Here is a 24,106-nt window from a genome sequence, read left to right as displayed (position 1 = left end):
CTCGTGGGGGACTTCACCATGCCTTCCGCCCCGCCCGGAGGCTCCTCCGGCGTGCGCCGGACCAGACAGCCGTCGCGCCGCTCCTCAGCAGCGGCCATCGGCCTGGCTCTCGCGCTGACGTCCGTGGCACCGATCGCCTACGCCGACACCGCGCCGACCGACCCACCGCCCAGCAGCTCGGCCGGCCCGTCGGGCCTCTCGCCGGAGCAGCAGGCGAAGATGGCCGCCATCGACGCCGAACGCGTCAAGGCGAGGCCGCCGCTCAGCCCGACCGACCGGGCGATCGCCGAGGCGAAGCGGACCGGGAAGCCCGTCCCGATCCCGGAGTTGACGGACGAGTACAGCGACACCTCCGCCACCCCCTCCGGACACCTGTCCCGCACCGAGCACGCCGACCAGCAGCGGGTGAAGCAGCACGACGGCTGGGCCGCCCTGGACGGCACCCTGGTGGCGGACCCGGCCGGCGGCTACCGCCCCAAGGTCTCGGCGGCGGGCGTGCACCTGTCCGGCGGCGGAGTCGGCCCGCTCGGCACCCTGACCAGTCCGGACGGCGAGACGCTCAGCATCGACTCGCCGTTCCCGCTCACCAGGCCGACCCTCGACCCGGGCGGCGAGGCGCTGCTCTACCCGGAGGTCGCGCCGGGCGTCGACCTCAAGGTCACCGCCTCCAAGTTCGGCGGCCTCAGCACCGTCCTGGTGGTCAAGACCGCCGAGGCGGCGGCGAACCCGCAGCTGCAGAAGGTCCGCTTCGGCACCAGGGGCACGGGCGTCACGGTCAAGGCCGACGACGCAGGCAACCTCACCGCCGAGGCCGCGGACGGCACCGCCCGCTGGCACGCCCCCACCCCGCAGATGTGGGACAGCTCCGGCGACGCCTCCCCGGCGGCTACGACCGCGAAGTCGGCCCCCGCCAAGTCCGCACCGGCACAGAACGCGCCGGCACAGAACGACCCCGCGCAGAACGGCGCGCCGGCCAAGTCCGAGCAGCGCAGCAACGCGGACGGCCCGGGCCCGAACGCCAAGGTCGCGGCCATGGCCACCACGGTCACCGGCGACGCCGTCGAGCTGACCACCGACGCGTCTGTGCTCGGCAAGGGCCAGGGCCCCTGGTACATCGACCCGGGCTGGCTCTACGACTCCCGCGAGGCCAACGCCTGGACCTGGACCCAGGCCGCCTACCCCGGGAAGGCGAACTTCGGGCTGACCACCACCAACGGCGGCGGCCAGTACGGCCGCCCGGGCGTCGGCTACCAGGGGTACCAGGCCAAGACGGGCGTCGAGCGTTCCTACTTCCAGTTCGACACCCGCTGGTACAACGACATCGTCATCAACAGGGCCACCATGTCGGTCTGGGAGTACGAGTCCTCGGACTTCTCCTGCACCAACAAGTACGCCGTCGACCTGTACGTCACCGGCCCGATCGGCCTCGGGACCACCTGGGGCACCCCGCCGGAGGTCGTCGGCGGCCGGATCGGCTCCGCCGACGTGGCCGGCTCGGGCGGCAGCGGCTGCCACGACAACGTGCAGTTCGACTACGACGTGACCTGGGCCTACCAGACCTACGCGACGAACCGCGACACCCTCACCTTCGGCCTGTTCGCCCGCGACGAGAGCAACAAGTTCGCGTTCAAGCGGCTCACCTACAACCCGGCCGTCGTCGTCGAGTACGACCGGGTCCCGGAGACGCCGACCAACCCGTACGCCTCGCCGGCGCCCTCCACCGCCGTGCCGTGGGCCGACAACCAGGGCTGCGACGGCAACTCCATCGGCTGGCTCAACTCCTCCTCCGGCTTCAACGGCTCCGTCACCCTGAACGCGACCGTGAACAGCCGGGCGCAGCAGTCGCTGTACGGCTGGACCCACATCTGGGACTACGCCGTCCCGAGCGGGGACGTCGACTCGGGCTTCACCCCGGAGACGCCCAACGGCCGGGTCGCGGGCTTCCAGGTCAGGCCCGATGTGATCAAGGACGGTCACGTCTACGGCTGGGGCACCATGGCCGGCGACAAGCTGGTCCGGCTGTCCGCCTCGACCCCGGTCTGCCGCTTCGGCGTCGACCTGACCCCGCCGACCCTCAGCGTCCCGGACGTCTACACCCAGCTGCCCGAGGGCGACCTGGCGACCACCTTCCCGCCGTCCGGCAACGGCCAGGTCACCAAGAAGCGCACGGGCGAGACCGGCCTCGTGCCGTTCACCGCGGCCGACCCGGCGCCCGGCGGCAACGCCTCCGGCGTCGCCTGTGCCCGCTGGTCCTGGGACCCTCAGCTCGCCGGCGCGGGCTGGGTCTGCGGCAACGAACTCCCCCGGGGCGGCATCCCGGTCGCCTCGGGCCGCTGGGGCACCAACATCCTGTACATCCAGGTGATGGACAACGCCCGCAACGTCTCGCCGGTCGCCCAGTACGCGTTCTACGTGCCGTGGAACCCGGACGGCCCGCCGCCGGTCTTCGGTGACATCACCGGCGACGGCGCCCCCGACATCCTGCTGCCCGACCAGGCCGGCTACCTGCGCACCTACAACGCCCCCGGCAACCCGAACGCCAAGAGTCCGGCCGTGACCACGGTGGCCGCCCGTGAGGACGCCCCGGGCGGCAAGGGCTGGGAGAACGTCCAGTACACCCACCGCGGCACGCTCACCGGCGGCCACAACCTGGACGACGTGCTGGTGCACGCGCCCGGCGATCCCGAGCTCAAGATCTACCCCAACGCCGGAAACACCGGCCAGTACGGCCGGATCGACAAGCCGGTGCTGCTGGGCAAGCCGAAGTGCGTCCCGACGGCGACCGAGGACTGCGCCTGGCGCACCGCCGCCGGCTACAACGCCGCCGACTGGTCCACCACGCTGCGGATCGCCGCCCTCGGCGACCCGGTGAGCGCCGACCTCGACCCCAAGCTGGGCTTCCGGAACAAGACCGGCCTGCTCACCGTCGAGAGCACCAACGGCGGTGCGGACGCCGCCCTCTGGTTCTACCCGGCGACGGCGTCCAACAGCCTCGGCAAGCCCGTCCAGCTGGCCGCGTCCGGCTGGAAGGACAAGGAGCTGATCACCCCCGGCGACTGGGCCAAGCAGGGCCGCCCCGGCCTGTGGACCCGCAACCTCGCGGCCTCCGCCGACGCGGCCAAGGACGACCTGCTCGCCTACACCTTCACCACCGGCACCGTGGTCGCGACGACCAAGGAGGGGCAGCCGGACCCGGACCCGAACGGCAAGCCCCGGATGGTGCCGACCCTGACCAGGATCGAGACCAGCACCAAGATCGGCTGGGTGCCCAGCGACACCTGGACGGCCCTGGGCTCCGACGGCGACCTCACCGGCAACGGCTACCCCAGCCTGTGGGGGAAGCAAAAGGACGGCACCGTCGGCATCTGGTGGGGCAAGACCACCGCGCCGGGCAACCCCGCCGCCGGCTTCACCTGGCAGGTCGGCCCCAACACGATCGCCAACACCGCGGTGAACCCGCTGGCGTGGGCGCTCGATGGCACCGATACCGGTGACGCCAACAAGCTCTACCGGAACGGCGGCGACCCCAAGGCCACCTACCCGGCCGGGGCCGCCCTCACCGCCGACCACAACCGTGCCGCCGGGAAGGCGACGGTCTTCGACGGGTCCACCGTCTACCGCACCACCGCCGCCGTCAGCCCCGGCGACACCAAGCCGGGGCTCGACACCACGCAGAGCTACACCGTCGCGGCCTGGGCGAAGCTCAACAGCGCCACCGGCCACCAGTCCGTGGTCACGCTCACCGGCAACGAGCACAGCCCGTTCTACCTCCAGTACTCGGCGTCCTTCGGCACGTGGGCCTTCGTCCTGCCGGGCGAGGACAACGTCAACACCGGCGCCTACTACGCCGCAGTGGACCGGGCCAAGCCGGCGACCGGGCAGTGGACGCACCTGGCGGGCACGTACAACGCCGGCGCGGGCACCATCACGCTGTACGTCAACGGCCGGGCCGTCGGCTCCGCGAAGGTGCCGAGCGCCTGGAAGCCGCCGGCGGGCAGTCTGAACATCGGCGGGTCCGTCGCCAACCGGATCGCCCCCTCCGACCAGTTCAGCGGCGCGATCAGCGACGTCCGGGCCTACCCGTACCCGCTGACCGACCAGCAGGTCAACACGCTGGCCACCACCGGGTCGAGCGTCCAGATCCACAGCGCGGTCGACCCGAACAAGTGCCTGGACAGCTGGGGCGGCACCGCGGGCGCCCAACTGGCGATCTACGACTGCTGGAACGGCGACAGCCAGCACTTCCTGCTGACCAAGGACAACCAGCTCACCGTCCAGACGACCGGCCTCTGCCTGGGCACCAAGGACGCGACGGTCGTCAACGGCACCCCGGTCGTGGCCCAGGCCTGCGGCAACGCGGACGCCCAGACCTGGATCCGCCGCTACGACGGGGCGCTCTACAACCCGGCGTCCGACCGCTGCCTGAACCTGCACGGGTGGAACACCCAGAACGGTTCGGGGCTGAACGTCTGGTCGTGCGCCGACCAGGCGAACCACCACTGGTTCTTCGAGGCGCAGCAGACCGCGTAACCGCGCACCGCACGCCGCGGGCCCCCGCGGGGCGGCCGGGCGGCGGGGGGGGGGGCCGGGTGGGGGGGGGGGCCCGCCCGGGCCCGGCCGGACCGGGGCATGGCGGTGCCCGGGGAACGGCAAGGCGAACCCGGCCGGGGTACTGCTCACCCCGGCCAGGTTAGGCTCACCTTAGCTGATTGTCCCCCAGGTCTCGCGGGTGATGCGCCCGTCCGGGGGAGGCCCCGGCGTGTGGGCCCCGCCCGGGGGGAGCCCCGGCGTGCGGGCCCCGTCCGGGAGAGGCCCCGGCGTGCGGGCCCCGTCCGGGAGAGGCCCCGGCGTGCGGGTGGTGCCCAACTGGCGCGCGAGCCAGACCGGCACGCCGCCCAGGGCGTGGACGAGCCGGGCCGCCTCGGCGCGCAACCGGGCGGCCTCGGCCGGTTCGGACACCTCGGCGAGCGCCGCGAGCGCCGGCGCCACCCCCACCGTGAAGCCGAGTTGCTCGCGCAGCCGTAGCGAGGCGTCGAAGCCCTCGCGGGCGTGGTCGCGGTCCCCGCGGGCCAGGGCCAGCGCCGCCAGGTGGCGCCAGGTGTACGAGCGCAGCAGTTCGTCCCCGCGTTCGCCCGCGCCGTCGTGCGCCCGGCGGTAGGCGATCCAGGCGGCGCCGCGGTCGCGCAGCAGGTTCTCGGCGACCAGTCCGCGCCGGAAGTCCAGCAGTGGGCGGCCCGGCGCGTCCGGCGGCAGCAGTGCCGAGGTGCGTCCGAGCGCGGCCTGCGCCTCGTCCAGTCGGTCCCGGGGGCCGAGCACGCTGGCCACGTACGCCAGGAAGCCGCGGGCGCAGGCTGCGGCCGCGCGCTGCTCGGTGCTGGCCACCACGGCCTCCGCGAGGCGCAGCGCCTGTTCCGCCTGGGTCCACTGTGCGGCGGTGAACAGGCACTGCTCGATGAGGAGTTCGGCCCGTGCCAGGGCCGCTGTCGGGTCCTGTTCGGCGGCCGGGCGCAGCAGTTCGGCCGCCTCCTGCCAGCACCCCCGGGACCTCAGTCGCCACACGGTGTCGCCCGGCTCCTCCGCTGCCGCCCGCCCCCGCCCGTTCGGGCCGTTCGGGCCCCATCCGTGCTCTGACAACGCCACCTCCTTGTGTGCGCCATCCAGCGGGGCGCGGCCCTGCCCGGCGTCGCCGCCGTCGACTGTCGGCGGCACGGCGACGGCAGCGCAAGGGCCCGCGCTGTGGCGGCAATTCAACACGGGGGTGAGCTTGTGCACCAGATCACGAGCGGAGGTTCTTGCATTCGCGGGGAAAATGATCTAGGCCCTGTCCGGCCTGATCCGCAGGGCGCGCCCTGGCGGATGCGCCCCGGTGGCCTCCGGTCGGTCAGGACGTCCAGCCGGTTTCCATCAGGGCCTCGGCGGCGCCGTTGGCGGGCTGCGGCACCCCCGCCAGGTCCAGGCTGAACAGGGCGACCAGCAGTTGTTCGCCGCGCACGGTGGCCTGGTGGGAGTAGCCGGCCAGGGTGAACATGGCGGCGGCCATCTCCTCGGCGTGCAGGGTCTGCAGCCACAGGCACTCGACCGACTTCACGTCGGCCGGCTCGGTCCAGGTGTCCACCTGGGCGACCATCCGGCTGCCCAGCAGGGTCACCCCGTCGCGCTCCTGGGCCTCGGTCAGCTCCAGGTCGTCGAAGCCGAGCCACTCCAGGTAGCGGGCGGCGGTGAAGACCGCGTCCTGCGAGGTGCGCACCGGGTGCGGGCGGAACGGCGCGCGGTGGCGGAACGGCTTGGGCTGGCCGCCGGAGCCGCCGGGCGGGGCGGGCACCGGGGTGCTCATCGGGTGGGCCGGGTACGGGCGGGAGGCCTGCGGGCCGGGGGTGGCGAGCGGGCCGGCCGTGCCGCCGCCGAGCCGGGTGGTGCGGTCCACCGGCAGCCGGACGGTGGCGCCGCAGTTGCAGGTGAACTCGGGCTGCGGCCACTGGTCGGAGCGGCCGCAGTGCGGACAGCGCATACTCAGCCAGGAGTCCTCCCAGGAGCGGAACCGCACCTGCACCGGCACCCCGCCGCGCAGCAGCGGCACCTTCAGCGAGGCGCCGCACGGACAGGGCAGCGACGGCGGCTCGTAGAGGTGCTCGCGGCGGCAGGCGGGGCAGCGGATCGCCCGGGCGCCACCGCCCGCCCCGTGCCCTGGCCTCGCGGGGTCGTGTCCGGTGAAGTCGTCGGGCAGTCCGGCCATCGCGGGCTCCGTCCGTTCGAGTCGGGTGGTGGAACGGTTTCCATGCTCCCCGAAACGGTGGGTCCTTGGCGCGGAATGGGGCAATCCTCAGGGTCGGATCAGGGGTGTGCGCCCGGCCGGTGCCCGCCACGGGTGCTTCGGGCACCCGGGCCGGCGGGGTGCGGTCAGCCGGCGGACCAGCGGGCCAGGTCGGCGGGGGTGTCCAGGTCGTCCGGGACGGCGACGTCGGCGCACTCGACCAGCGTGACCGCGTCCGGGTGCGCGGCCAGCAGGGTGCGGGCCCCGGCGTCGCCGCAGGCGCCCGCGGCCGCCTGCGCGAAGTACCGGGCGCCGATCAGCACCGGGTGCCCGCGCCGCCCTGCGTAGGCCGCCGCGGCCAGTTCCGCGCCGGCCCGGTGCGCGGCCAGCAGCCGGGCCACCGCGGCCGCGGTGACGCCCGGGGTGTCCACCAGCATCACCAGCACCGCCGACACCTCCGGCGCCAGCGCGGCCAGCCCGACGCGCAGCGAGGAGCCCATGCCGCCCGCCCAGTCCGGGTTGGCCACCAGCCGGCAGCCCGGCAGGTGCGCCGTGGAGCGGACGCGTTCGCCGGCCGCGCCCAGCACCACCGTGACGTCCGCGCAGCCGCCCGCCCGCACCACCGCCACCGCGTGCTCGACCAGCGGGCGGCCCGCGTACCGGATCAGGGCCTTGGGCCGCCCGCCGAGGCGTCGCCCGCCCCCGGCGGCGAGCACCAGTGCGGCGACGGGCCCGGTTCGGTCTTCGGTGGTCTGCATGGGCCCAGCCTGCCCGCCGGGGCCGCCGCCGCGCAGCCGTACGAACCCACAGTTGTACGAATGCACAAGGGGAACCCGCAGGTGGTGGCCGCCCCCCGGCGGTTCGGCCGCTGGTCCTGCGGCCCGCCGGCCCCTGTACTGGGTCGATGAACACCGCACCGCGCCCGCTGCTGGACCGTTTCGGCCGGGTCCACACCGACCTGAGGGTCTCGCTGACCGACCGCTGCAACCTGCGCTGCACCTACTGCATGCCGGCCGAGGGCCTGGACTGGCTGCCGAGGGCGCAGGCGCTGGGCGACGACGAGGTGGTGCGGCTGGTGCGGATCGCGGTCGGGCGGCTGGGGATCGCCTCGGTGCGGCTGACCGGCGGGGAGCCGCTGTTGCGGCGGGGCCTGCCGGACCTGGTGGGGCGGATCGCCGCGCTGGGGCCGGAGGTGTCGTTGACGACGAACGGGATCGGGCTGGCCCGCACGGCGGTGGCGCTGCGGGCGGCGGGGCTGGAGCGGGTGAACGTCAGCCTGGACACGCTGCGCCCGGAGCGGTTCGCGCGGATCACGCGGCGGGACCGGATCGCGGACGTGTTCGCGGGCCTGGCGGCGGCGCGGGCGGCGGGGCTGGGGCCGGTGAAGGTGAACGCGGTGCCGGTGCGCGGGGTGAACGAGGACGAGATCCCGGAGCTGGCGGCCTTCGCGGTGGAGCACGGGTACCGGATGCGGTTCATCGAGTCGATGCCGTTGGACGCGCAGGGCGCCTGGGACCGTTCGGCGATGGTCACCGCCGCGGAGGTCCTGGAGCGGCTCGGGGAGCGCTTCGATCTGCTGCCCGTGGGCCGGCGGGGCAACGCCCCGGCGGAGGAGTGGCGGGTCGCGGGCACGGACGCCGTCATCGGGGTGATCGCCTCCGTGACCCGCCCGTTCTGCGGGGGCTGCGACCGGGTGCGGCTCACCGCCGACGGCCAGTTGCGCAACTGCCTGTTCGCGACGGAGGAGTCCGATCTGCGCGCGCTGCTGCGCGGCGGCGCGGACGACGACCGGATCGAGGCGGCCTGGCGGGCCTCGGTGGCCGGGAAGGGGCCCGGACACGCCGTCAACTCCGACGACTTCGTCCGGCCCGACCGCCCGATGTCCGCCATCGGCGGCTGACGCCCGGGGTGTGAGCTTCGACATGGTGGGCGGGGTTCGCGTGGCGCCGCCTTGACCTGCTCTCGGGGTGGCTGATCTGCTGGTTCGCCGTCAACCCGCCCCAGATCCCGGGAGTTATCCGTGCCCGCCCGCCGCACCGCCCTGTCCGCCGCCACCGTGTTCCTGATATGCGCGCTCGCGCTGGCCGGCTGGCTGCTGGGCGGCCGTGACCACAAGAGCGGCGACTCCGCCGCGCCCGCCGGGGGCCTGGGCACCAGCCCGCTGCAGAACCCGGACGGCACCAAGCCCGGCCTGGCCCCGCTGACCACGCCGGAGGAGCAGAAGGCGGGCCGCGACGTGATAGCCAAGGTCGCCACCGCCGCCGCCGGCCCCAAGGACGGCTACGACCGCAACGAGTTCGGCCCCGCCTGGACGGACAACGTCGACGGCGTCCCGCTCGGCCACAACAACTGCGACACCCGCAACGACCTGCTCGCCCGCGACGGCACCGCCGTCGAGCGCAAGGACGGCTCGAACTGCGTCGTCACCGCGATGACCATCTACGACCCGTACACCGGCAAGAACGTCCAGTGGACCAAGCAGCAGGCCACGAAGATCCAGATCGACCACGTGATGCCGCTGTCCTACGACTGGCAGCTGGGCGCCGCCAAGTGGGACAAGGCCAAGCGCGTCCAGATCGCCAACGACCCGCTCAACCTGATCCCCGCCGACGGCTCGCAGAACGCCTCCAAGGGCGACTCCGGCCCGGCCTCCTGGCTCCCCGCCAACACCGCCGTCCGCTGCTCGTACGCCGTCCGCTTCGCCCAGGTCTCCCTGAAGTACCAGCTCCCCGTCACCGTGGCCGACAAGCAGGCCATGCTGCAGCAGTGCGGAGGCTGAGGAATCGTTACGGCAGATGCTGGTGTGACGGGAGCGGGCGCCGGGTGGTATTCGTGGGCGGTGCACTCGTCGAACCCCCGCCGCCCGCTCCGCGCCCTGCTCACCGTCGCCCTCCTCGTGCTCGCCGCGGGCTGCACCGGGCCCTCGGACCCGGGCGCCCGCCGGCCCGGCACCGCGGCCGCGGCCCGGCCCCAGGACCTGGTGCCCGGCACGGCCGCCCCCGCGCTCGCGGCCCTGTACCTCCAGCCGCTGGACTGGAAGGACTGCCCGGACCGGCCTGAGCGCCCGGCCGGGGAGCCGGTCGCGCAGTGCACCGGACTCAAGGTCCCGCTGGACTACGCCGATCCGGGCGGCGAGACGATCGACGTCGCCGTCTCCCGGATCCGCGCCACCGAGGCCGACCGGCGGATCGGCGCACTGGTGCTCAACCCCGGCGGGCCGGGCAACTCCGGCGTGGACCGGGTGGTCTGGGGCTGGGAGGACTACCGCGGCACCCTCTCCGACCACTTCGACCTGGTCGGCTTCGACCCGCGCGGCGCCGGCCGCACCACCCCCGTGCACTGCCTCGACGACCGCACCCGGGACGAGTGGACCAGCACCGACGACCCCGGCTACGACCGCGGCCGGGTGCTCGCCGACGCCTGCCAGGCCCGGTACGCCACGCTGCTGCCCCACCTCTCCACCCGCGACACCGCCCGCGACCTCGACGTGCTGCGCGGCGCCCTGGGCGAACGGCGGCTCGACTTCCTCGGCAGCTCCTACGGCACCTACCTGGGCGCCCTCTACGCCGAGGAGTTCCCCGCCCGCACCGGCCGCCTCGCCCTGGACGGCGCCTTCGAACGCAGCCTCGACCCGGTCCGGCTGAACGTCGAGGCCGCCGCCGCCACCGAGACCGCGCTGCGGGACTTCGCCGCCGACTGCGCGGGCCGCGACGACTGCCCCCTCGGCCGCGACCGCGCCGCCGCCCCGCAGCGGCTCGCCGACTTCCTGGACGGCCTGCGCGCACACCCGCTGCCCGCCGCCGACGGCCGCCGCCTCACCGCCACCCTGGCCTGGAACGGCACCCTCGACACCCTCTACGACGGCCACCGCTCCTGGGAGCGGCTGCGCCAGGCCCTCGACCCGGCGATTACCCGCGGCGACGCCACCGAACTGCTCGCCCTCGCCGACGGCGCCAACGGCCGCGCCGAGGACGGCGGTTACTCCACCGCGGCGGACGCCTTCGCCGCCATCAGCTGCGCGGACGCCCTGATGGCCCCCACCGCCGGGGACCTGCGCACCGACCGCGCCGAACTCGCCGCCCGCGCCCCGCTGATGAGCCGGCACGACACCTCGGCTGCGCTGTTCGCCCCGGACTGCCGCTCCTGGCCCTACCGCACCGCCGAACGGCCCGCCCCGATCCGGGCCGAGGGCAGCGCCCCGATCCTGGTGATCGGCTCCACCGCCGACCCGGTCACGCCGTACCCGTGGGCGCAGCGGATGGCCTCCAACCTCGCCGACGCCGTCCTGCTCACCCGGGACGGCGACGGGCACACCGGCTACGACAAGAGCGGGTGCGTGCGGGACGCGGTGGCCGCGTTCCTGGTGGACGGCACGCTGCCCGCCGCCGGGACGCACTGCCCCTCCGCCTGACGGGGACTGCCGGGGCCGACGGGGGCTTTCCAGGGGGCAACGCGAAGGGGCGCACCGCCGGCTGCGGGGCGCCCCCGGGGGTGGGGAGGGAAGGAGGTCGGGGCCGTCAGGTCGTAGAAGGTGGTGGAGCCGACCGTCTTCGCGGTGAAGTGGCTCGTCACCCAGCTCTCGATCTGGGAGGTCTCCGACTCCTTCTCCCCGGTGTCGCCCTGTCCGCTCTCGGCCCCGCCGAAGCCGCGGTGGGAGCCGCCGGCGATGAACCAGTGCACCTTGCCCTCCTGGACGTACTTCTGGAAGCCGGCCAGGCTGAGCGAGGGGTCGGTGCCGTTGAAGCCGCCGAGGGCCATCACCGGCTCTCCGGTGGCGAGTTGGTAGCTGGCGGCGTTCTGTGAGCCGCTGGTGGCGGCCGCCCAGGTGTACTGGCCGGCGCTCTCCTTGAGCAGGGCGGAGGCCTCCTCGCTCACCTTGGTGCCGCCGAGCAGGCCGCCCATGCCGCCCGTGGCGCCCATGCCGCCGGGGCCGAAGGTGCCGGGGTCCTCGCCGCTGCCGGGGTTGCCGGGGCTGCCGGTGCCCGGGTTGGCGGTGCCGGGGTTGGCGCCCGTGCCGCGCTCGCGGTGACCGTTGCTGCTGCCCGGGCCCTTGCCCGAACCGCCGCCCGGCCAGCCGCCGTTGCCGCCGTTGAAGCCGCCCTGGCCGCCGCCGCTGCCGCCGTTGAACCCGTTGCCGCCGCCCTGGCCGCCCGGCCAGCCGCCGTGCTGCCCGCCGCCGCCGGGGAAGCCGGGTGCGCCGCCGTTCTGCCCGCCGCCGTTCTGGCCGGGCTGGAACGTCCGCCCGTTGCCCGCGAAGCCCTGCCCGCCGTGCCGGCCGCCGCCGCCCGGACCGGAGGCGCCCTGGACGGCCGGCCCGGCCGTCACGATGGAGCCGCTGTGCGCCGTGCCGACGGTGTCCACCGCGTACGCGGCGGGCCCGCCGAGCGCCGCCGCCAGGCCGACCAGGCCGGCGACCGAGGCGATCCGGGCGCCGAGCCGCCCGTCGGCCCGCCCGGCCAGCTGTCCGGCGACCAGCGCGGCCGACGCCACCAGCCCGCCGACCAGCACCGCCCAGCGCAGCCAGGGCACGAACTCCGAGCTCCGCCCGAGCAGGACGAACGCCCACACCGCCGTCACCGCGAGGGTGCCGGCCAGCACCAGCGCCCACGGAAGCCGGTGCCGGGCCCGCCACAGGCCGTCCACGCCCATGCCGACCAGCGCCGCGACGGCCGGGGCGAGCGCCACCGTGTAGTACTGGTGGAAGATCCCGGACATGAAGCTGAACACCAGCGCGGTGGACAGCATCGCGCCGCCCCAGACCAGGAACGCCGCGCGGGCGGTGTCGGTGCGGGCGTAGCGGCGGGTCGCCCACAGGGCGGCGACCAGCAGGATCAGCGCGGCCGGCAGCAGCCAGGCGATCTGCCCGCCGATGTCGCTTCCGAACAGCCGGGTGAGGCCGGTCTGGCCCCAGCCGCGGCCGCCGCGCATCGCCCCGGCCGGCAGGTCGAGCCCGGCCGGGAGCCGCCCGCCGCCGCCGACGCTGCCGGTCTCGTCGCCGTTGATCCGGCCGAGGCCGTTGTAGCCGAAGGTGAGGGAGAGGAAGCTGTCGTCCTGCGAGCCGCCGACGTACGGGCGGGCCGAGGCCGGCAGCAGTTCGACCACCGCGACCCACCAGCCGCCCGCGACCACCATGGCCGCGCCCGCGAGCAGCAGCTGCCGCACCCGCCGCCACAGGCCGGTGGGCGCGACGACCAGGTAGACCAGCGCGAAGGCGGGCAGCACGAGGAAGGCCTGCAGGGTCTTGGTGAGGAAGGCCAGGCCGAACATCGCCCCGGTGAACACCAGCCACCGGGTGCCCGCCGCCTCGATGGCCCGCACCAGCCCGTACGCGGCCAGGGTGAGCAGCAGGGCCAGCAGCGCGTCGGGGTTGTTGAAGCGGAACATCAGCGCCGCGACCGGGGTGAGCGCCAGGGCGGTCCCGGCGAGCAGGCCGCCGAGCGGGGAGAAGCGCCGGCGCACCGTCGCGTACACGACGCCGACGGTGGCGGCGCCCATCAGGGCCTGCGGGGCGAGCACGGACCAGGAGGACAGGCCGAAGACCCGCACTGAGAGGGCCATCGGCCACAGCGACATCGGGGGCTTGTCGACGGTGATGAAGTTCCCGGCGTCGGAGGAGCCGAAGAAGAAGGCCTTCCAGCTCTGGCTGCCGGCCTGGACGGCGGCCGAGTAGAAGGCGTTGGCCCAGCCGGAGGCGCTCAGGCCCCAGAGGTAGAGGACGACGGTCGCGGCCAGCAGTGCCAGCAGGGCCGGGCGCACCCAGCGAGGGTCGTCCGCGCGGCCGCGCCAGGCGCGGGCGGGGAGGGTGCGCAGCCGGCCGGACCAGGAGGCGGGGCCCTTGGGGCCGGCGGGCGGCAGGGGCTGCTCGGGGAAGAGCGGCGCCGGGTCCGGCCGGGCTGGGTCCGGCTGCGGCACCTCCGGCGGCGGGAAGTCCGCGGCCTCGGGCCACGGTTCGCCGGCCGGAGTGGAGTAGCTGGTCGTGGTCATGCGCCATACCGTGCGTGGTGCGGCTGAGAGGAGCGTGAGACGACGCTGTGAGACGGGTGTGATCTGCGGGGGCGATCGGGTGATCGGGTGATCGGGCGGGCCGCCGGGGGATCGGTCAGGCGGCCTTCGGCGTGGTCAGGCGGCCTTCGGCATGGTGAGGTGCTGGCCGAGCCACTCCAGGGCCGGGGGGATCTCCCGGGTCCAGGTGTGGAAGTTGTGGCCGCCGGTGTCCAGGGTGATGGTGGACACCTTGGTGGGGGCCTTGAAGGCGCCGACCATGGCCTGGGTGTCGGCGTAGTTGTTCTCGTCGTAGCTGGTGGTGAGCAGCAGGGAGACGGGGGCGGCCGGCTGGTTCTTCAGCCGCCACAGCAGGTCGTTCTGCTGCTTCAGCTGGTCGTTGCCGCCGAAGAGGTCGCCGGTGGTCTCGTCGTGCGCCGCGCTGTAGTAGCCGGAGAGCGCGACCGCGGCGCGGTAGGCGTCGGGCTTGCGCATCGCGAACTTGAGCGCGCAGTAGCCGCCGGTCGAGTTGCCGATGACGGCGCGGCTCGCCGGGTCGGTGCCGAGCCGGTAGGTGGTGGCGAGCGCCTTGGGCAGGTCGGTGGTGAAGAAGGTCTCCGCCTGGGGGCCGCCCGGCACGTCGACGCACTCGGTGTCCCGGTTGCCGACGACCGTGGGGCGCATCATCACCAGGACGGTCGGCGGCAGCTTCTTCTGCTCGATCGCGGTGAGGGTGGAGGCCGGGTACTGCATCAGCGAGATCAGCTTCTCCGGGGTGCCCGGGTAGCCGGTGAGCACCAGGGCCATCGGGAACCGCTGCTGCGCGTAGTCCGGCTGGAAGTACTGCGGGGGGAGGTAGACGAACGCCTCGGTGCTCAGGCCGGTCGAGGCTCCTTTGACGGCGACCTGCTGGATCAGCCCGGAGCGCTCCCGGTCCGAGCCCTGGGCCGAGTAGAACTTCTGCTCGCCGGTGACGGCCACGGAGGCGTTCGGCGTGTGGTCGACGACCGTGCCCGGCTTGCCGTCGGTGCCGAGCAGGTCGCTCCAGGAGCTGTAGAAGCCGAAGTAGCCGTTGGCGATCAGGCCCATGGCGACCAGCACGGCGATCTGGGTGGCGAGGAAGGCGCCGATCCGGCCCGTCCAGGACTTCCAGCCCTTCCCGCCGAAGCGCGGCCAGAGCCACATGGTGGCGCCGAAGACGAGGATCGCGACGACCGAGGCGACGATCTGGAGGGGGAATCCGGTGAGGCTGAGCACGCTCCGATCGTAGTTGACCTCGATCAGCGCCCCCGGGCGCCCCCTGCACGCCCTCCGCACGCCCTCGGAATCCGGTTGACCGCGCCGGGCGGGGCCGCCAGCATGGCGGCGGACACGTGCACGCTGTGTGCGCGGGGCGTCACCGGGGCGGGATTCATGAAGTCCATCACCAAGGCCGGTCTGGCCGTCGGCACCGTACTGCTGCTCGCGGCCTGCTCCAGCGGTACCAGGGGGAGCGGGGGCGGCGGGGGGAGCGCCGTGGGCGGGCCGTCCACCGGCGCGGCCCCGGCCCTGCCCGCGCCGACGCGGACGCCGACCCCCACCCCGACGCCGCCGCCGTACGGCCCGGTGCTCGGCACGACCATCGACCCGGTGAACACCGCGCTCGGCCAGGTGGCCGGGGCCAAGACCCTGGGCGACCTCGACGGCGTCCTCGGCGGCATCGCCACCAGCGCGCGGACGGCCGGGCGGAGCCTGGGCCTGGCGGACGAGCCGGCCGCGGTCACGACGGCGCAGACCGAGCTGGTGAGGGCGCTGACCTCGCTGGCCACCGACGCGACGAAGGTCCGCGGCGACATCAAGAGCAGGGGCGTCTGCGCGGTGGGCTCCGCGCAGGCCGAACTGGGCGCCTCGGAGGGCCTGGCGGCGGTGTCGGCGGCCCTGGCCAAGATGGCGGCGGCCGGCTACCCGACGACCTTCGCCGTCCCGCAGACCCCCAAGCAGCAGTCCCGTTCGCTGGACAACGGCACCCTGGTGCGCGAGGGGCGGCTGCGCGGCGAGGGCGTGTTCAAGGTCGACAACGGCGGCAGGGGGGACGCGGTCGTCTCGCTCGCGCTGAACGGCAAGTCGGTGCACTCGGTGTACGTGGCCAAGGGGCAGAAGGCCAGCATCGAGGGCGTCGAGGACGGCACGTACGAGGTGTACTTCGCGGGCGGGGTGGACTGGGACTCCGACACGAAGGCGTTCACGCAGAGCTGCCGGTTCACCAAGTTCCAGGACACGCTGGCGTTCGAGACCGGGCGCACCGCGACATCCTGGTCGATCACCCTCCAGCCGACGGTCGGCGGCAACGCCAAGACCGACGAGGTGGACGAGAACTCCTTCCCGCAGCCGTAGCCCCCGCGAGCGGGCGAGCGGACGGGTGGGCGGGCGGATATGACGCCCCGACGGGCGGGCACGGCCGGTGCCGTGGGGTGCCACTGCGCCCGCCCTTAACGGGCATACCGGGGCGGATGGTTGCCGCCCCGGGCCGCAACGGACGATTGCCGTCGGCGAGTTCGGCCAATACGGTTGACCACTTGAAGTGACCATGGCACTTTCGTGCGGCGCGGGCCTCGGCGACTAGTCGTACACCCCGCGATCCCCCACAAGGAGAGCCATGTTCAAGAGACTTGCCGCGATGGCCGGCGTCGGCGCCGTCGTCGCGGGCGGGCTGACCCTCGCCGCCGCCCCCGCGCACGCCGTCCAGGCCAGCGACCTCACCTCCACCATCGCGCTGAGCAACTGCTCGGCCTCGCTGGTGCGTTACCCCACCTCGGTGGCTGGCGACCGGGCCCTGATGCTCACCAACGGCCACTGCCTGCCGACCATGCCCACGGCCGGCCAGGTCATCCAGAACGCGAGCGCGAGCCGCAGCGGCACCCTGCTCGACGGCGCCGGAAACAGCCTCGGCACCGTCCAGGCCGACAAGGTCGTCTACGCGACCATGACCGGCACCGACGTCGCGCTCTACCAACTCACCGACACCTACGGCTCGATCAGCTCCAAGTACGGCGCGACCGCGCTGACCGTCAACGACACGCACCCGACCGACGGCGCCGCGATGTACATACCCTCCTCGTACTGGAAGCAGGTGTGGAACTGCTCCGTCAACGGGTTCGTGCCCACCCTGCGCGAGGACCAGTGGACCTGGCACGACTCGCTGCGCTACAGCTCCGGCTGCAACACCACGCACGGCACCTCCGGTTCGCCGATCATCGACTCCGCCAGCGGGCGGATCATCGGCATCAACAACACCGGCAACGACAACGGTGAGATGTGCACCCTGGACAACCCGTGCGAGGTCGCCGCGGACGGCACCACCACGGCCACCAAGGGCCAGAGCTACGGTGAGGAGACCTACTGGTTCACCACGTGCCTCGGCAACGGCCGGGTCATCGACCTCAACGTGGCGGGCTGCCTGCTCACCAAGCCGGCCGGCAGCGGCGCGGTCTCCGTCAGCAGCCCCGGTGACCAGTCCACGGCGGTCGGCGGTGCGGTGAACGTCCAGATCAACGCTTCCGGTGGTGCCGCGCCGCTGTCGTACAGCGCGACGGGTCTGCCGGCCGGGCTGGCGATCAACGCCTCGACGGGTGCGATCACCGGTACCGTCACCGCGGCGGGTTCGTCGAGCGTGACGGTGACGGTGAAGGACTCGGCGGGCAAGTCCGGTACGGCGAGCTTCACGTGGACGGTGACCGGTGGCGGTGGCGGTACCTGCACGCCGGCGCAGCTGCTGGGCAACGCGGGCTTCGAGACGGGTTCGGCGGCGCCGTGGACGACCAGCTCCGGTGTGGTGGACAACAGCTCCTCGCAGGCGGCGCACGGTGGCTCGTGGAAGGCGTGGCTGAACGGCTACGGTTCCTCGCACACCGACACGCTGGCGCAGACGGTGACGATCCCGGCGGGCTGCAAGGCGACGCTGAGCTTCTGGCTGCACATCGACACCGCTGAGTCGGGCAGCACCGCGTACGACAAGCTGGCCGTGTCGGTGAACGGCACCACGCTGAAGACGTACTCCAACGCGGACGCCGCGGCGGGCTACCAGCAGCGGACCTTCGACCTCTCGTCCTACGCGGGCCAGAGCGTCACCCTGAAGTTCACCGGCACCGAGGACGCCTCGCTGCAGACGAGCTTCGTGATCGACGACACCTCCATCCAGACCGGCTGAGTCCGGACCGGGCCCCCGCGGGCCCGGTGAACCAGGACAGGTGAGGGGCCCGGCGGCTACGGCTGTCGGGCCCTTGTCGTGCGTCCGGGCCCAGGTGGTGCAGAAACGTTCCTCCCAGGCCCTTGACGCTCCCTCCCGGCGGCCCTAGGTTCAGCGCTGCAAGTTTCCGGCAAGTTACAGAAACTTCCTGCATAGCTCTTCCTGCACAGCTCATCCCCGGCTGCCCCCACCCCAGCCACCCCCCAGGAGACGACGTGGTCACCACCGCCCCCACCCGCCGGACCGCCCGCGCGGCCGGCGCCCTCGCCGCCTCGGCGGCCCTGGCGCTCTCGCTCGCCACCTCCCTCGGCGCCCCCGCCGCCCAGGCCGCCCCACCCGCCAACAACGGCAAGGACGTCACCGCCACCCTCTTCGAGTGGCGCTTCGACTCCGTCGCCCAGGCCTGCACCTCGACGCTCGGCCCGAAGGGCTACGGCTTCGTCGAGGTCTCGCCGCCCCAGGAGCACATCCAGGGCCCGCAGTGGTGGACCTCCTACCAGCCCGTCAGCTACCGGATCGCCGGGCGGCTCGGCGACCGGACGTCCTTCAAGAACATGGTCGACACCTGCCACACCGCCGGGGTCAAGGTCATCGCCGACGCCGTCGTCAACCACATGACGGCCGGCTCCGGCACCGGCACCGGCGGCACCGCGTACACCAAGTACACCTACCCCGGCACCTACCAGGACCAGGACTTCCACTCCTGCCGCCAGCCGATCACCAACTACCAGGACCGCTCCAACGTGCAGAACTGCGAGCTGGTCAACCTCGCGGACCTCGACACCGGCAGCGCGTACGTCCAGCAGACCATCGCCCGCTACCTGGACGACCTGGGCTCCCTCGGCGTCGACGGCTACCGGATCGACGCCGCCAAGCACATCGCCGCCGGCGACCTCGCCGCGATCAAGGCGAAGACGGCCAACCCCAAGGCCTACTGGGTGCAGGAGGTCATCTACGGCGCCGGCGAACCGGTCCAGCCCACCGAGTACACCGGCACCGGCGACGTCGACGAGTTCCGCGTCGGCACCGACCTCAAGCGGATGTTCACCAGCGACAAGCTCGCCAACCTGTCCGGCTGGGGCGCCTCCTGGGGGTACCTGCCGAGCGGGCAGGCGCGCTCCTTCATCGACAACTGGGACACCGAGCGCAACGGCTCCACCCTCAACTACACCTACGGCAACACCTACACGCTGGCCAACGTCTTCCTGCTCGCCTCGCCGTACGGCGTGCCCAACGTCTACTCCGGCTACGCCTTCACCAACAACGACGACGGCCCGCCCAACGGCGGCACCGTCAACGCCTGCTACCAGGACGGCTGGAACTGCACCCACGCCTGGCGGCAGATCGCCAACATGGTCGGCTTCCGCAACGCCGTCGCGGGCACCGGCGTGACCAACTGGTGGTCCAACGGCAACAACGCGATCGCCTTCGGCCGCGGCAACAAGGGCTACGTCGCGCTCAACCACGAGAGCGGCCCGATCACCCGGACCTTCCAGACCGGGCTCGCGGCCGGCACCTACTGCGACATCCAGCACGGCGACCCGCAGCCGGGCGGCGGCTGCACCGGCCCGACCTACCAGGTGGGCGCCAACGGGCAGTTCACCGCGACGGTCGGCGCGGGCGACGCGATCGCGCTGTACGTCCCGGGCGGGGCGGCCAGCACCTCCGGCGCCTCGTTCAACGTCAACGCGACCACCGTCAACGGCCAGAACGTCTACGTGGTCGGCGACGTCGCCGCGCTCGGCGGCTGGGACCCGGCCAAGGCGCTGCCGCTCTCCTCGGCCGGCTACCCGGTCTGGTCGCTGTCGCTCACGCTGCCGGCCGGCACGGCCTTCCAGTACAAGTACGTCCGCAAGGACGCGAGCGGCGCGGTGACCTGGGAGTCCGGGGCCAACCGGACGGCGACCGCGCCGGCCTCGGGCCTGGCCACCCTGAACGACACCTGGCGGCCGTAGGCCCTGTCCGGCCACCCTCGGGCCGCCCCTGGACCCCCGTCGGCCTGGCCTGACGGGGGTCCCTCGTGCGGGTGGCTGTGCCGGTTCAAACCTCGGCCGGCGAGGCGGCGCTGACACGATCGCGGGATGAGAACCACCCCCCTCGTCCTCTCCGCTACCGCCACTCGCACGACGAGTGATCGCCATCGGGTCTAACTCCCGGCCCTGGACGTGGGGTTGGGTTAGGGTGGGGACATGGTTGCAAACTGCAAGGAAGAAGTGGCCGTGAACGAACCGGAGTTCGTCAGCGCTCCCGCCCTGATTCTTCAGTCCCTCGCCGCCGACCCCGACCGGCGGGCCATCACCACCGCCGACGGCATCGAACTCACCGCGGGTGACTTCGCCGCCGCCACCTACCGCCTCGCCCACGAGCTCATCGCCCGGGGCGTGGTGCGCGGCGACACCGTGACCCTGCTCGCGGGCAACACCGCCGAGGCGCTGAGCGGCCGTTACGCGGCAGGCCTCGCGGGTGCGCGGGTGGTGAACCTCTACGACGGCATGAGCGCCTCGACCCTGGCCGAGATCGCGACGAGCGTCGACACCGCCGTCCTGCTCGTCGACGCCGAACGGTACCCGGCGGCCGCCGAGTTGCTGCCCCTGATCGACGTGCCGACCGTCCTTTGTCTCGGCCCCGGACCGGCGGCCATCGGCGAGGACGTGATCGCCGCCGCCGCCCACCGGCCCGCCGAGCCGCCGGCCGTCCGGGTCGGCCCGGACGACGACTGGGGTATCCGGCACACCGGCGGGACCACCGGAATCCCGAAGGGCATCCGCAGCCTGCACGGCGCCTACCGGAAGGTCTTCGACACCCCCGGCCGCATGGAGAGCGAGGCGCCCCGCTTCCTCGCCGCCACCTCGCTCGCCCACCTCGCCGGACTCTTCTCCGACCTGACGCTCCACCACGGCGGCACGGTGGTCCTCCAGCGGTCCTTCGGCCCCGGCGAGGTCCTGGCCGCGATCGAGCGCGAGCGCATCACCGACCTGTGGGTGCTGCCGCCGCTGCTCTACCAGCTGCTCGACCACCCGGCGATCGGCCGCACCGACCTGTCCAGCCTGCGCCGGGTCTCGTACGGCGGCTGCGCGGCCTCGCCCACCCGGGTGCGCGAGGCGCTCAAGGTGTTCGGGCCGGTCTTGTGGAGCGGCTACGGGCAGTCGGAGGCGCAGAACATCTGCATGCTCGCCCCGCACGAGCACGACCGGGTCGGGCACGGCGGCCAGATCGCGGTCGGCCGACCCCTCCCGGGCATCGAGGTGGCGATCCGATCCGCCGACGGCACCGAGCTGCTGACGGGGGAGCAGGGCGAGATCCACGTCCGCTCGGACACCGTCATGGCCGGGTACTGGAAGCGGCCCGACCTGACCGCCGAGGTGCTGCGCGACGGCTGGCTGAACACCGGCGACATCGGCTACTTCGACGCGGACGGCTACCTCTACCTGGCCGACCGGCTCAAGGACAAGATCATCGTGGTCGGCGGGCACGTCTACCCGTCCGAGGTCGAGGACCTGCTGCTCACCCACCCGGCGATCGCGCAGTGCGCGGTCTTCGGGGTGCGCGACGCGCAGGAGGCGGAGCACGTCCACGTCGCCGTCGTCGCCGCGTCGGGGCAGCGGCCGGACCTGGAGGAGGTCCGCGCGTTCGTCACGGCCCACAAGGGGCGGATCTACGCGCCGGAGGCCCTGCACGTCGTGGACGAGATCCCGCTGACGTCGGTGGGCAAGCCGGACAAGAAGCGGCTGCGCGAGGCCGTGGCGGGCTGACGGCGGGAGGCCGACGGCAGGCTCTAACCTCGTCCGACGTACGGCATGGCGGTCGCCATCACGGTGGCGAACTGCACGTTGGCCTCCAGCGGCAGTTCGGCCATGTGCCGGACGGTGCGGGCCACGTCGGCCACGTCCATGGTCGGCTCGACCGCGAGCCGCCCGTCCGCCTGTCGCACCCCGGTGCTCATCGCGGCGGTCATGTCGGTCGCCGCGTTGCCGATGTCGATCTGCCCGCAGGCGATCCGGTACGGGCGGCCGTCCAGCGACAGCGACTTGGTCAGCCCGGTGACCGCGTGCTTGGTCGCGGTGTAGGCGATCGAGTGCGGGCGCGGGACGTGCGCCGAGATCGAGCCGTTGTTGACGATCCGGCCGCCCTGCGGGTCCTGCGCCTTCATCTGCCGGAACGCGGCCCGGGCGCAGAGGAACGCCCCGGTCAGGTTGAGGTCGACCACCGCCCGCCAGGCCTCGACCTCCAGATCCTCCACCGGCACGGCCGCGCCGAAGGTGCCGGCGTTGTTGAACAGCAGGTCCACCCGGCCGAAGCGCTCGACGGCTGCGGCGAACAGCGCGTCCACCGCCGCCGGGTCGGTGACGTCGGTCGGCACCACCGCGGTCGGCGTGCCGCTCAGGCGGGCGGTCTCCCGCAGCAGCTCGGCCCGCCGGCCGGCCAGCACCAGCCGCCAGCCGGCCGCGGCCAGTTCGACCGCCACGGCCCGGCCCACTCCGCTCCCGGCTCCGGTGACGACGGCGATCTGCTGGGGCATGGCGTTCTCCTGGGTCTGCTCGGTTTCGGCTGGGCTCGGGTTCCCCGGGGTGGGGTTCGCTCGCTCCGGGCGTGAGCCGATCGTTGCGGATACGGGGGCCGCCGTCACTGGTCGAAGGCCCCAAAATTCGCACCCCCGGACAGGCCGCGGACCGTGCTCCCCGCCGTCCGGCCCCCGTCGTTCGGGGGGAGTGGTGAAGGCCTTTACCTGATCGCGAACAAACATTGGATTTCCGGTGGCCACCGCGCAACCGGGCCACCCCGGTCCACGTCATAAGATCGCAGGAAGGCGCGCCACCGCGAGGGGGGACGCGCCGCCACCCCGGGGACCGCACCAGCGCCGCGCCCCCGGTCTGTCCGGCCCCACCGGGGGGCCACAGCCCGGTCAGACGGACCGGGCGTGTCATCGGTCGGAGAGTCCTCACCGTGCTTAGGCAGTCGTCCCGTTCCCGCGCCGTCCTGACCGGCGCCGCCGTGCTCGCCCTGGCCGCCTCGCTCGCGGCCTGCGGGAGTTCCGGCGGCGGGAAGGGGGACGGCGGCAAGGCGGCCGGCACCCCGGGTGCGACCGGTACCGCTGCCACGGGCGGCTCGCCCAGCGCGGGTGGCGGCGGTACGCCCGCGCCCACCACCGCGGAGCCCGCGGCCGCCACCGGGAAGGTGCTGATGCCCACCGGTCCGGCCGCAAACCTGAGCAAGGCTCGGGACACGTCCGCCGGTCCGATCATGATGACCACGGTGACCGGCGCGAAGTCCGGCGTCTCCGGCAAGGTCTGGGTCTGGCTGCCGCCCGAGTACAACGACCCCAAGTTCGCCAAGACCGGCTTCCCGGTGCTCACCCTCTTCGCGGGCGGCCAGAGCAACGGCTACAACACCTGGACCGACAACCAGCTGCCGATCCAGGAGGAGAACGAGCAGCTGGTCAAGGCGGGCAAGTCCCACCCGTTCATCATGATCATGCCGGTGCAGAACTTCAACAGCGACGAGCACAACGCGCTGGACTGCTCCGACATCCCGGGCCAGCCCAAGATGGGCACCTGGATGTCCCAGGACCTCCCGGACTTCGTCCGCGCCAACTTCCGCACCGTGAAGGGCCGCGACGGCTGGGGCGTGATGGGCGCCTCCACCGGCGGCTTCTGCAGCGCCAAGCTCGCCCTCCAGCACCCGGACGTCTACAAGGCCGCCGTCCCGATCGACGGCTACTACGTTCCCGACTCGGGGCTGTGGAAGGGCCACGACGCCGAGCGGCAGGCCAACAACCCCGACGTGCTGGTCGCCCAGGGCAAGGCCGACGTGAAGATGCTGGTCACCGCGGGCGGCGCCAACCCGTACGAGACCAAGCTGGTCAAGGGCTGGGTCGCCAAGGCCGCCCCGCCGGTGTCGCTGGAGTACTACGAGCAGCCCGGCGGCAAGCACCTGACCTCGGACTTCAAGAAGATGATCCCGGACACGCTGCAGTGGCTCACCAAGAACCTGGCGGGCCCGGAGGCCGACTGATCCCAGCGGCGCGACGACCCGTACGGCCGTCTGTACAGCGACCCGCACGACGACCCGCACGCCGGGGGGGGGGGGGGGCGGCGGGGGCGGCCCGGCCGCCGCGGGGGGGGCCGCCGCGGGCGGGCCGCGCCGGCGGC

Annotated in this window: 14 protein-coding genes and 2 pseudogenes; 10 read left to right on the top strand and 6 right to left on the bottom strand. The window is 73.5% G+C overall.

The features are described 5' to 3' along the window. Positions 1–18 precede the first annotated feature (18 nt). Entirely contained in the window at positions 19–4,530 is a 4,512-nt protein-coding gene (locus tag ACFV61_RS15610; protein ID WP_380492086.1) for a LamG-like jellyroll fold domain-containing protein, read from the top strand. 171 nt (positions 4,531–4,701) lie between these two features. Here the strand turns inward: ACFV61_RS15610 and ACFV61_RS15605 are convergent, their stop codons facing one another. The 3 genes from ACFV61_RS15605 to ACFV61_RS15595 all read right to left on the bottom strand — a co-directional run bounded on the left by ACFV61_RS15605 (position 4,702) and on the right by ACFV61_RS15595 (position 7,509). After that, a complete protein-coding gene (locus tag ACFV61_RS15605) occupies positions 4,702–5,640 on the bottom strand; it encodes a hypothetical protein (protein WP_380492084.1) in 939 nt (312 codons plus the stop codon). Between the two features lie 241 nt (positions 5,641–5,881). Continuing rightward, positions 5,882–6,733 (bottom strand): hypothetical protein, encoded by an 852-nt coding sequence (locus ACFV61_RS15600; protein ID WP_244293324.1) that lies wholly within the window; start codon positions 6,731–6,733, stop codon positions 5,882–5,884. A 164-nt stretch (positions 6,734–6,897) separates the two neighbouring features. Further along, the gene (locus ACFV61_RS15595; protein WP_380345453.1) at positions 6,898–7,509 is read right to left on the bottom strand and encodes an NTP transferase domain-containing protein; all 612 of its coding nucleotides are present in this window, start codon (positions 7,507–7,509) and stop codon (positions 6,898–6,900) included. Positions 7,510–7,655: 146 nt separating this feature from the next. Between ACFV61_RS15595 and moaA the strand changes: the two genes are divergently transcribed. The 3 genes from moaA to ACFV61_RS15580 all read left to right on the top strand — a co-directional run bounded on the left by moaA (position 7,656) and on the right by ACFV61_RS15580 (position 11,162). Further along, positions 7,656–8,651, top strand: coding sequence for a GTP 3',8-cyclase MoaA (gene moaA, locus ACFV61_RS15590; RefSeq protein WP_380426911.1), 996 nt, complete (start codon positions 7,656–7,658; stop codon positions 8,649–8,651). 120 nt (positions 8,652–8,771) lie between these two features. After that, the gene (locus ACFV61_RS15585; protein ID WP_063347075.1) at positions 8,772–9,530 is read left to right on the top strand and encodes an HNH endonuclease family protein; all 759 of its coding nucleotides are present in this window, start codon (positions 8,772–8,774) and stop codon (positions 9,528–9,530) included. A gap of 60 nt (positions 9,531–9,590) precedes the next feature. Further along, complete coding sequence (locus ACFV61_RS15580; RefSeq protein WP_380492082.1) at positions 9,591–11,162, top strand: alpha/beta hydrolase; 1,572 nt, start codon at positions 9,591–9,593, stop codon at positions 11,160–11,162. Here ACFV61_RS15580 and ACFV61_RS15575 read toward each other — a convergent pair. Then, positions 11,069–13,735: an ArnT family glycosyltransferase gene (locus ACFV61_RS15575; protein WP_380492080.1), complete on the bottom strand. Its 2,667-nt coding sequence runs from the start codon at positions 13,733–13,735 to the stop codon at positions 11,069–11,071. The two genes, ACFV61_RS15580 and ACFV61_RS15575, sit on opposite strands and share 94 nt — an antisense overlap. Positions 13,736–13,870: 135 nt before the next feature. Continuing rightward, complete coding sequence (locus ACFV61_RS15570) at positions 13,871–14,989, bottom strand: alpha/beta hydrolase (RefSeq protein ID WP_380426906.1); 1,119 nt, start codon at positions 14,987–14,989, stop codon at positions 13,871–13,873. Positions 14,990–15,145: 156 nt separating this feature from the next. Between ACFV61_RS15570 and ACFV61_RS15565 the strand changes: the two genes are divergently transcribed. The 5 genes and pseudogenes from ACFV61_RS15565 to ACFV61_RS15545 all read left to right on the top strand — a co-directional run bounded on the left by ACFV61_RS15565 (position 15,146) and on the right by ACFV61_RS15545 (position 21,709). Next, positions 15,146–16,105, top strand: a complete 960-nt coding sequence (locus tag ACFV61_RS15565; protein ID WP_380492078.1) for a hypothetical protein — start codon at positions 15,146–15,148, stop codon at positions 16,103–16,105. Between the two features lie 262 nt (positions 16,106–16,367). Next, a pseudogene (locus tag ACFV61_RS15560) lies at positions 16,368–16,985 on the top strand (serine protease); the annotation flags it as partial. Positions 16,986–17,198: 213 nt separating this feature from the next. Beyond that, a pseudogene (locus ACFV61_RS15555) lies at positions 17,199–17,918 on the top strand (putative Ig domain-containing protein); the annotation flags it as partial. 254 nt (positions 17,919–18,172) lie between these two features. Next, the gene (locus tag ACFV61_RS15550; protein WP_380492075.1) at positions 18,173–19,912 is read left to right on the top strand and encodes a carbohydrate-binding module family 20 domain-containing protein; all 1,740 of its coding nucleotides are present in this window, start codon (positions 18,173–18,175) and stop codon (positions 19,910–19,912) included. Positions 19,913–20,176: 264 nt separating this feature from the next. Further along, positions 20,177–21,709 carry an AMP-binding protein gene (locus tag ACFV61_RS15545; RefSeq protein WP_380492073.1) on the top strand — a complete coding sequence of 511 codons (1,533 nt, stop codon included), beginning with the start codon at positions 20,177–20,179 and terminating at the stop codon, positions 21,707–21,709. Between the two features lie 23 nt (positions 21,710–21,732). On the opposite strand, the gene ACFV61_RS15540 is transcribed toward ACFV61_RS15545, so the two are convergent. Further along, entirely contained in the window at positions 21,733–22,476 is a 744-nt protein-coding gene (locus ACFV61_RS15540) for an SDR family oxidoreductase (RefSeq protein ID WP_063347336.1), read from the bottom strand. 425 nt (positions 22,477–22,901) lie between these two features. Between ACFV61_RS15540 and ACFV61_RS15535 the strand changes: the two genes are divergently transcribed. Next, positions 22,902–23,969: an alpha/beta hydrolase family protein gene (locus ACFV61_RS15535; protein ID WP_244293338.1), complete on the top strand. Its 1,068-nt coding sequence runs from the start codon at positions 22,902–22,904 to the stop codon at positions 23,967–23,969. Positions 23,970–24,106 lie beyond the last annotated feature (137 nt).

Source organism: Kitasatospora sp. NPDC059817 (genome assembly GCF_042731835.1).
In the GTDB taxonomy this organism is placed as follows: Bacteria; Actinomycetota; Actinomycetes; order Streptomycetales; family Streptomycetaceae; genus Kitasatospora.
The sequence above is the reverse complement of the archived record's forward strand: the minus strand, read 5'-3'. Positions and strand labels throughout refer to the sequence as shown.

Coding starts and splice junctions, on each gene's coding strand:
- ACFV61_RS15540 (WP_063347336.1), bottom strand. CDS start 22,476: ATGCCCCAGCAGATCGCCGTCGTCACCGGAGCCGGGAGCGGAGTGGGC.
- moaA (WP_380426911.1), top strand. CDS start 7,656: ATGAACACCGCACCGCGCCCGCTGCTGGACCGTTTCGGCCGGGTCCAC.
- ACFV61_RS15565 (WP_380492078.1), top strand. CDS start 15,146: ATGAAGTCCATCACCAAGGCCGGTCTGGCCGTCGGCACCGTACTGCTG.
- ACFV61_RS15600 (WP_244293324.1), bottom strand. CDS start 6,733: ATGGCCGGACTGCCCGACGACTTCACCGGACACGACCCCGCGAGGCCA.
- ACFV61_RS15595 (WP_380345453.1), bottom strand. CDS start 7,509: ATGCAGACCACCGAAGACCGAACCGGGCCCGTCGCCGCACTGGTGCTC.
- ACFV61_RS15575 (WP_380492080.1), bottom strand. CDS start 13,735: ATGACCACGACCAGCTACTCCACTCCGGCCGGCGAACCGTGGCCCGAG.
- ACFV61_RS15610 (WP_380492086.1), top strand. CDS start 19: ATGCCTTCCGCCCCGCCCGGAGGCTCCTCCGGCGTGCGCCGGACCAGA.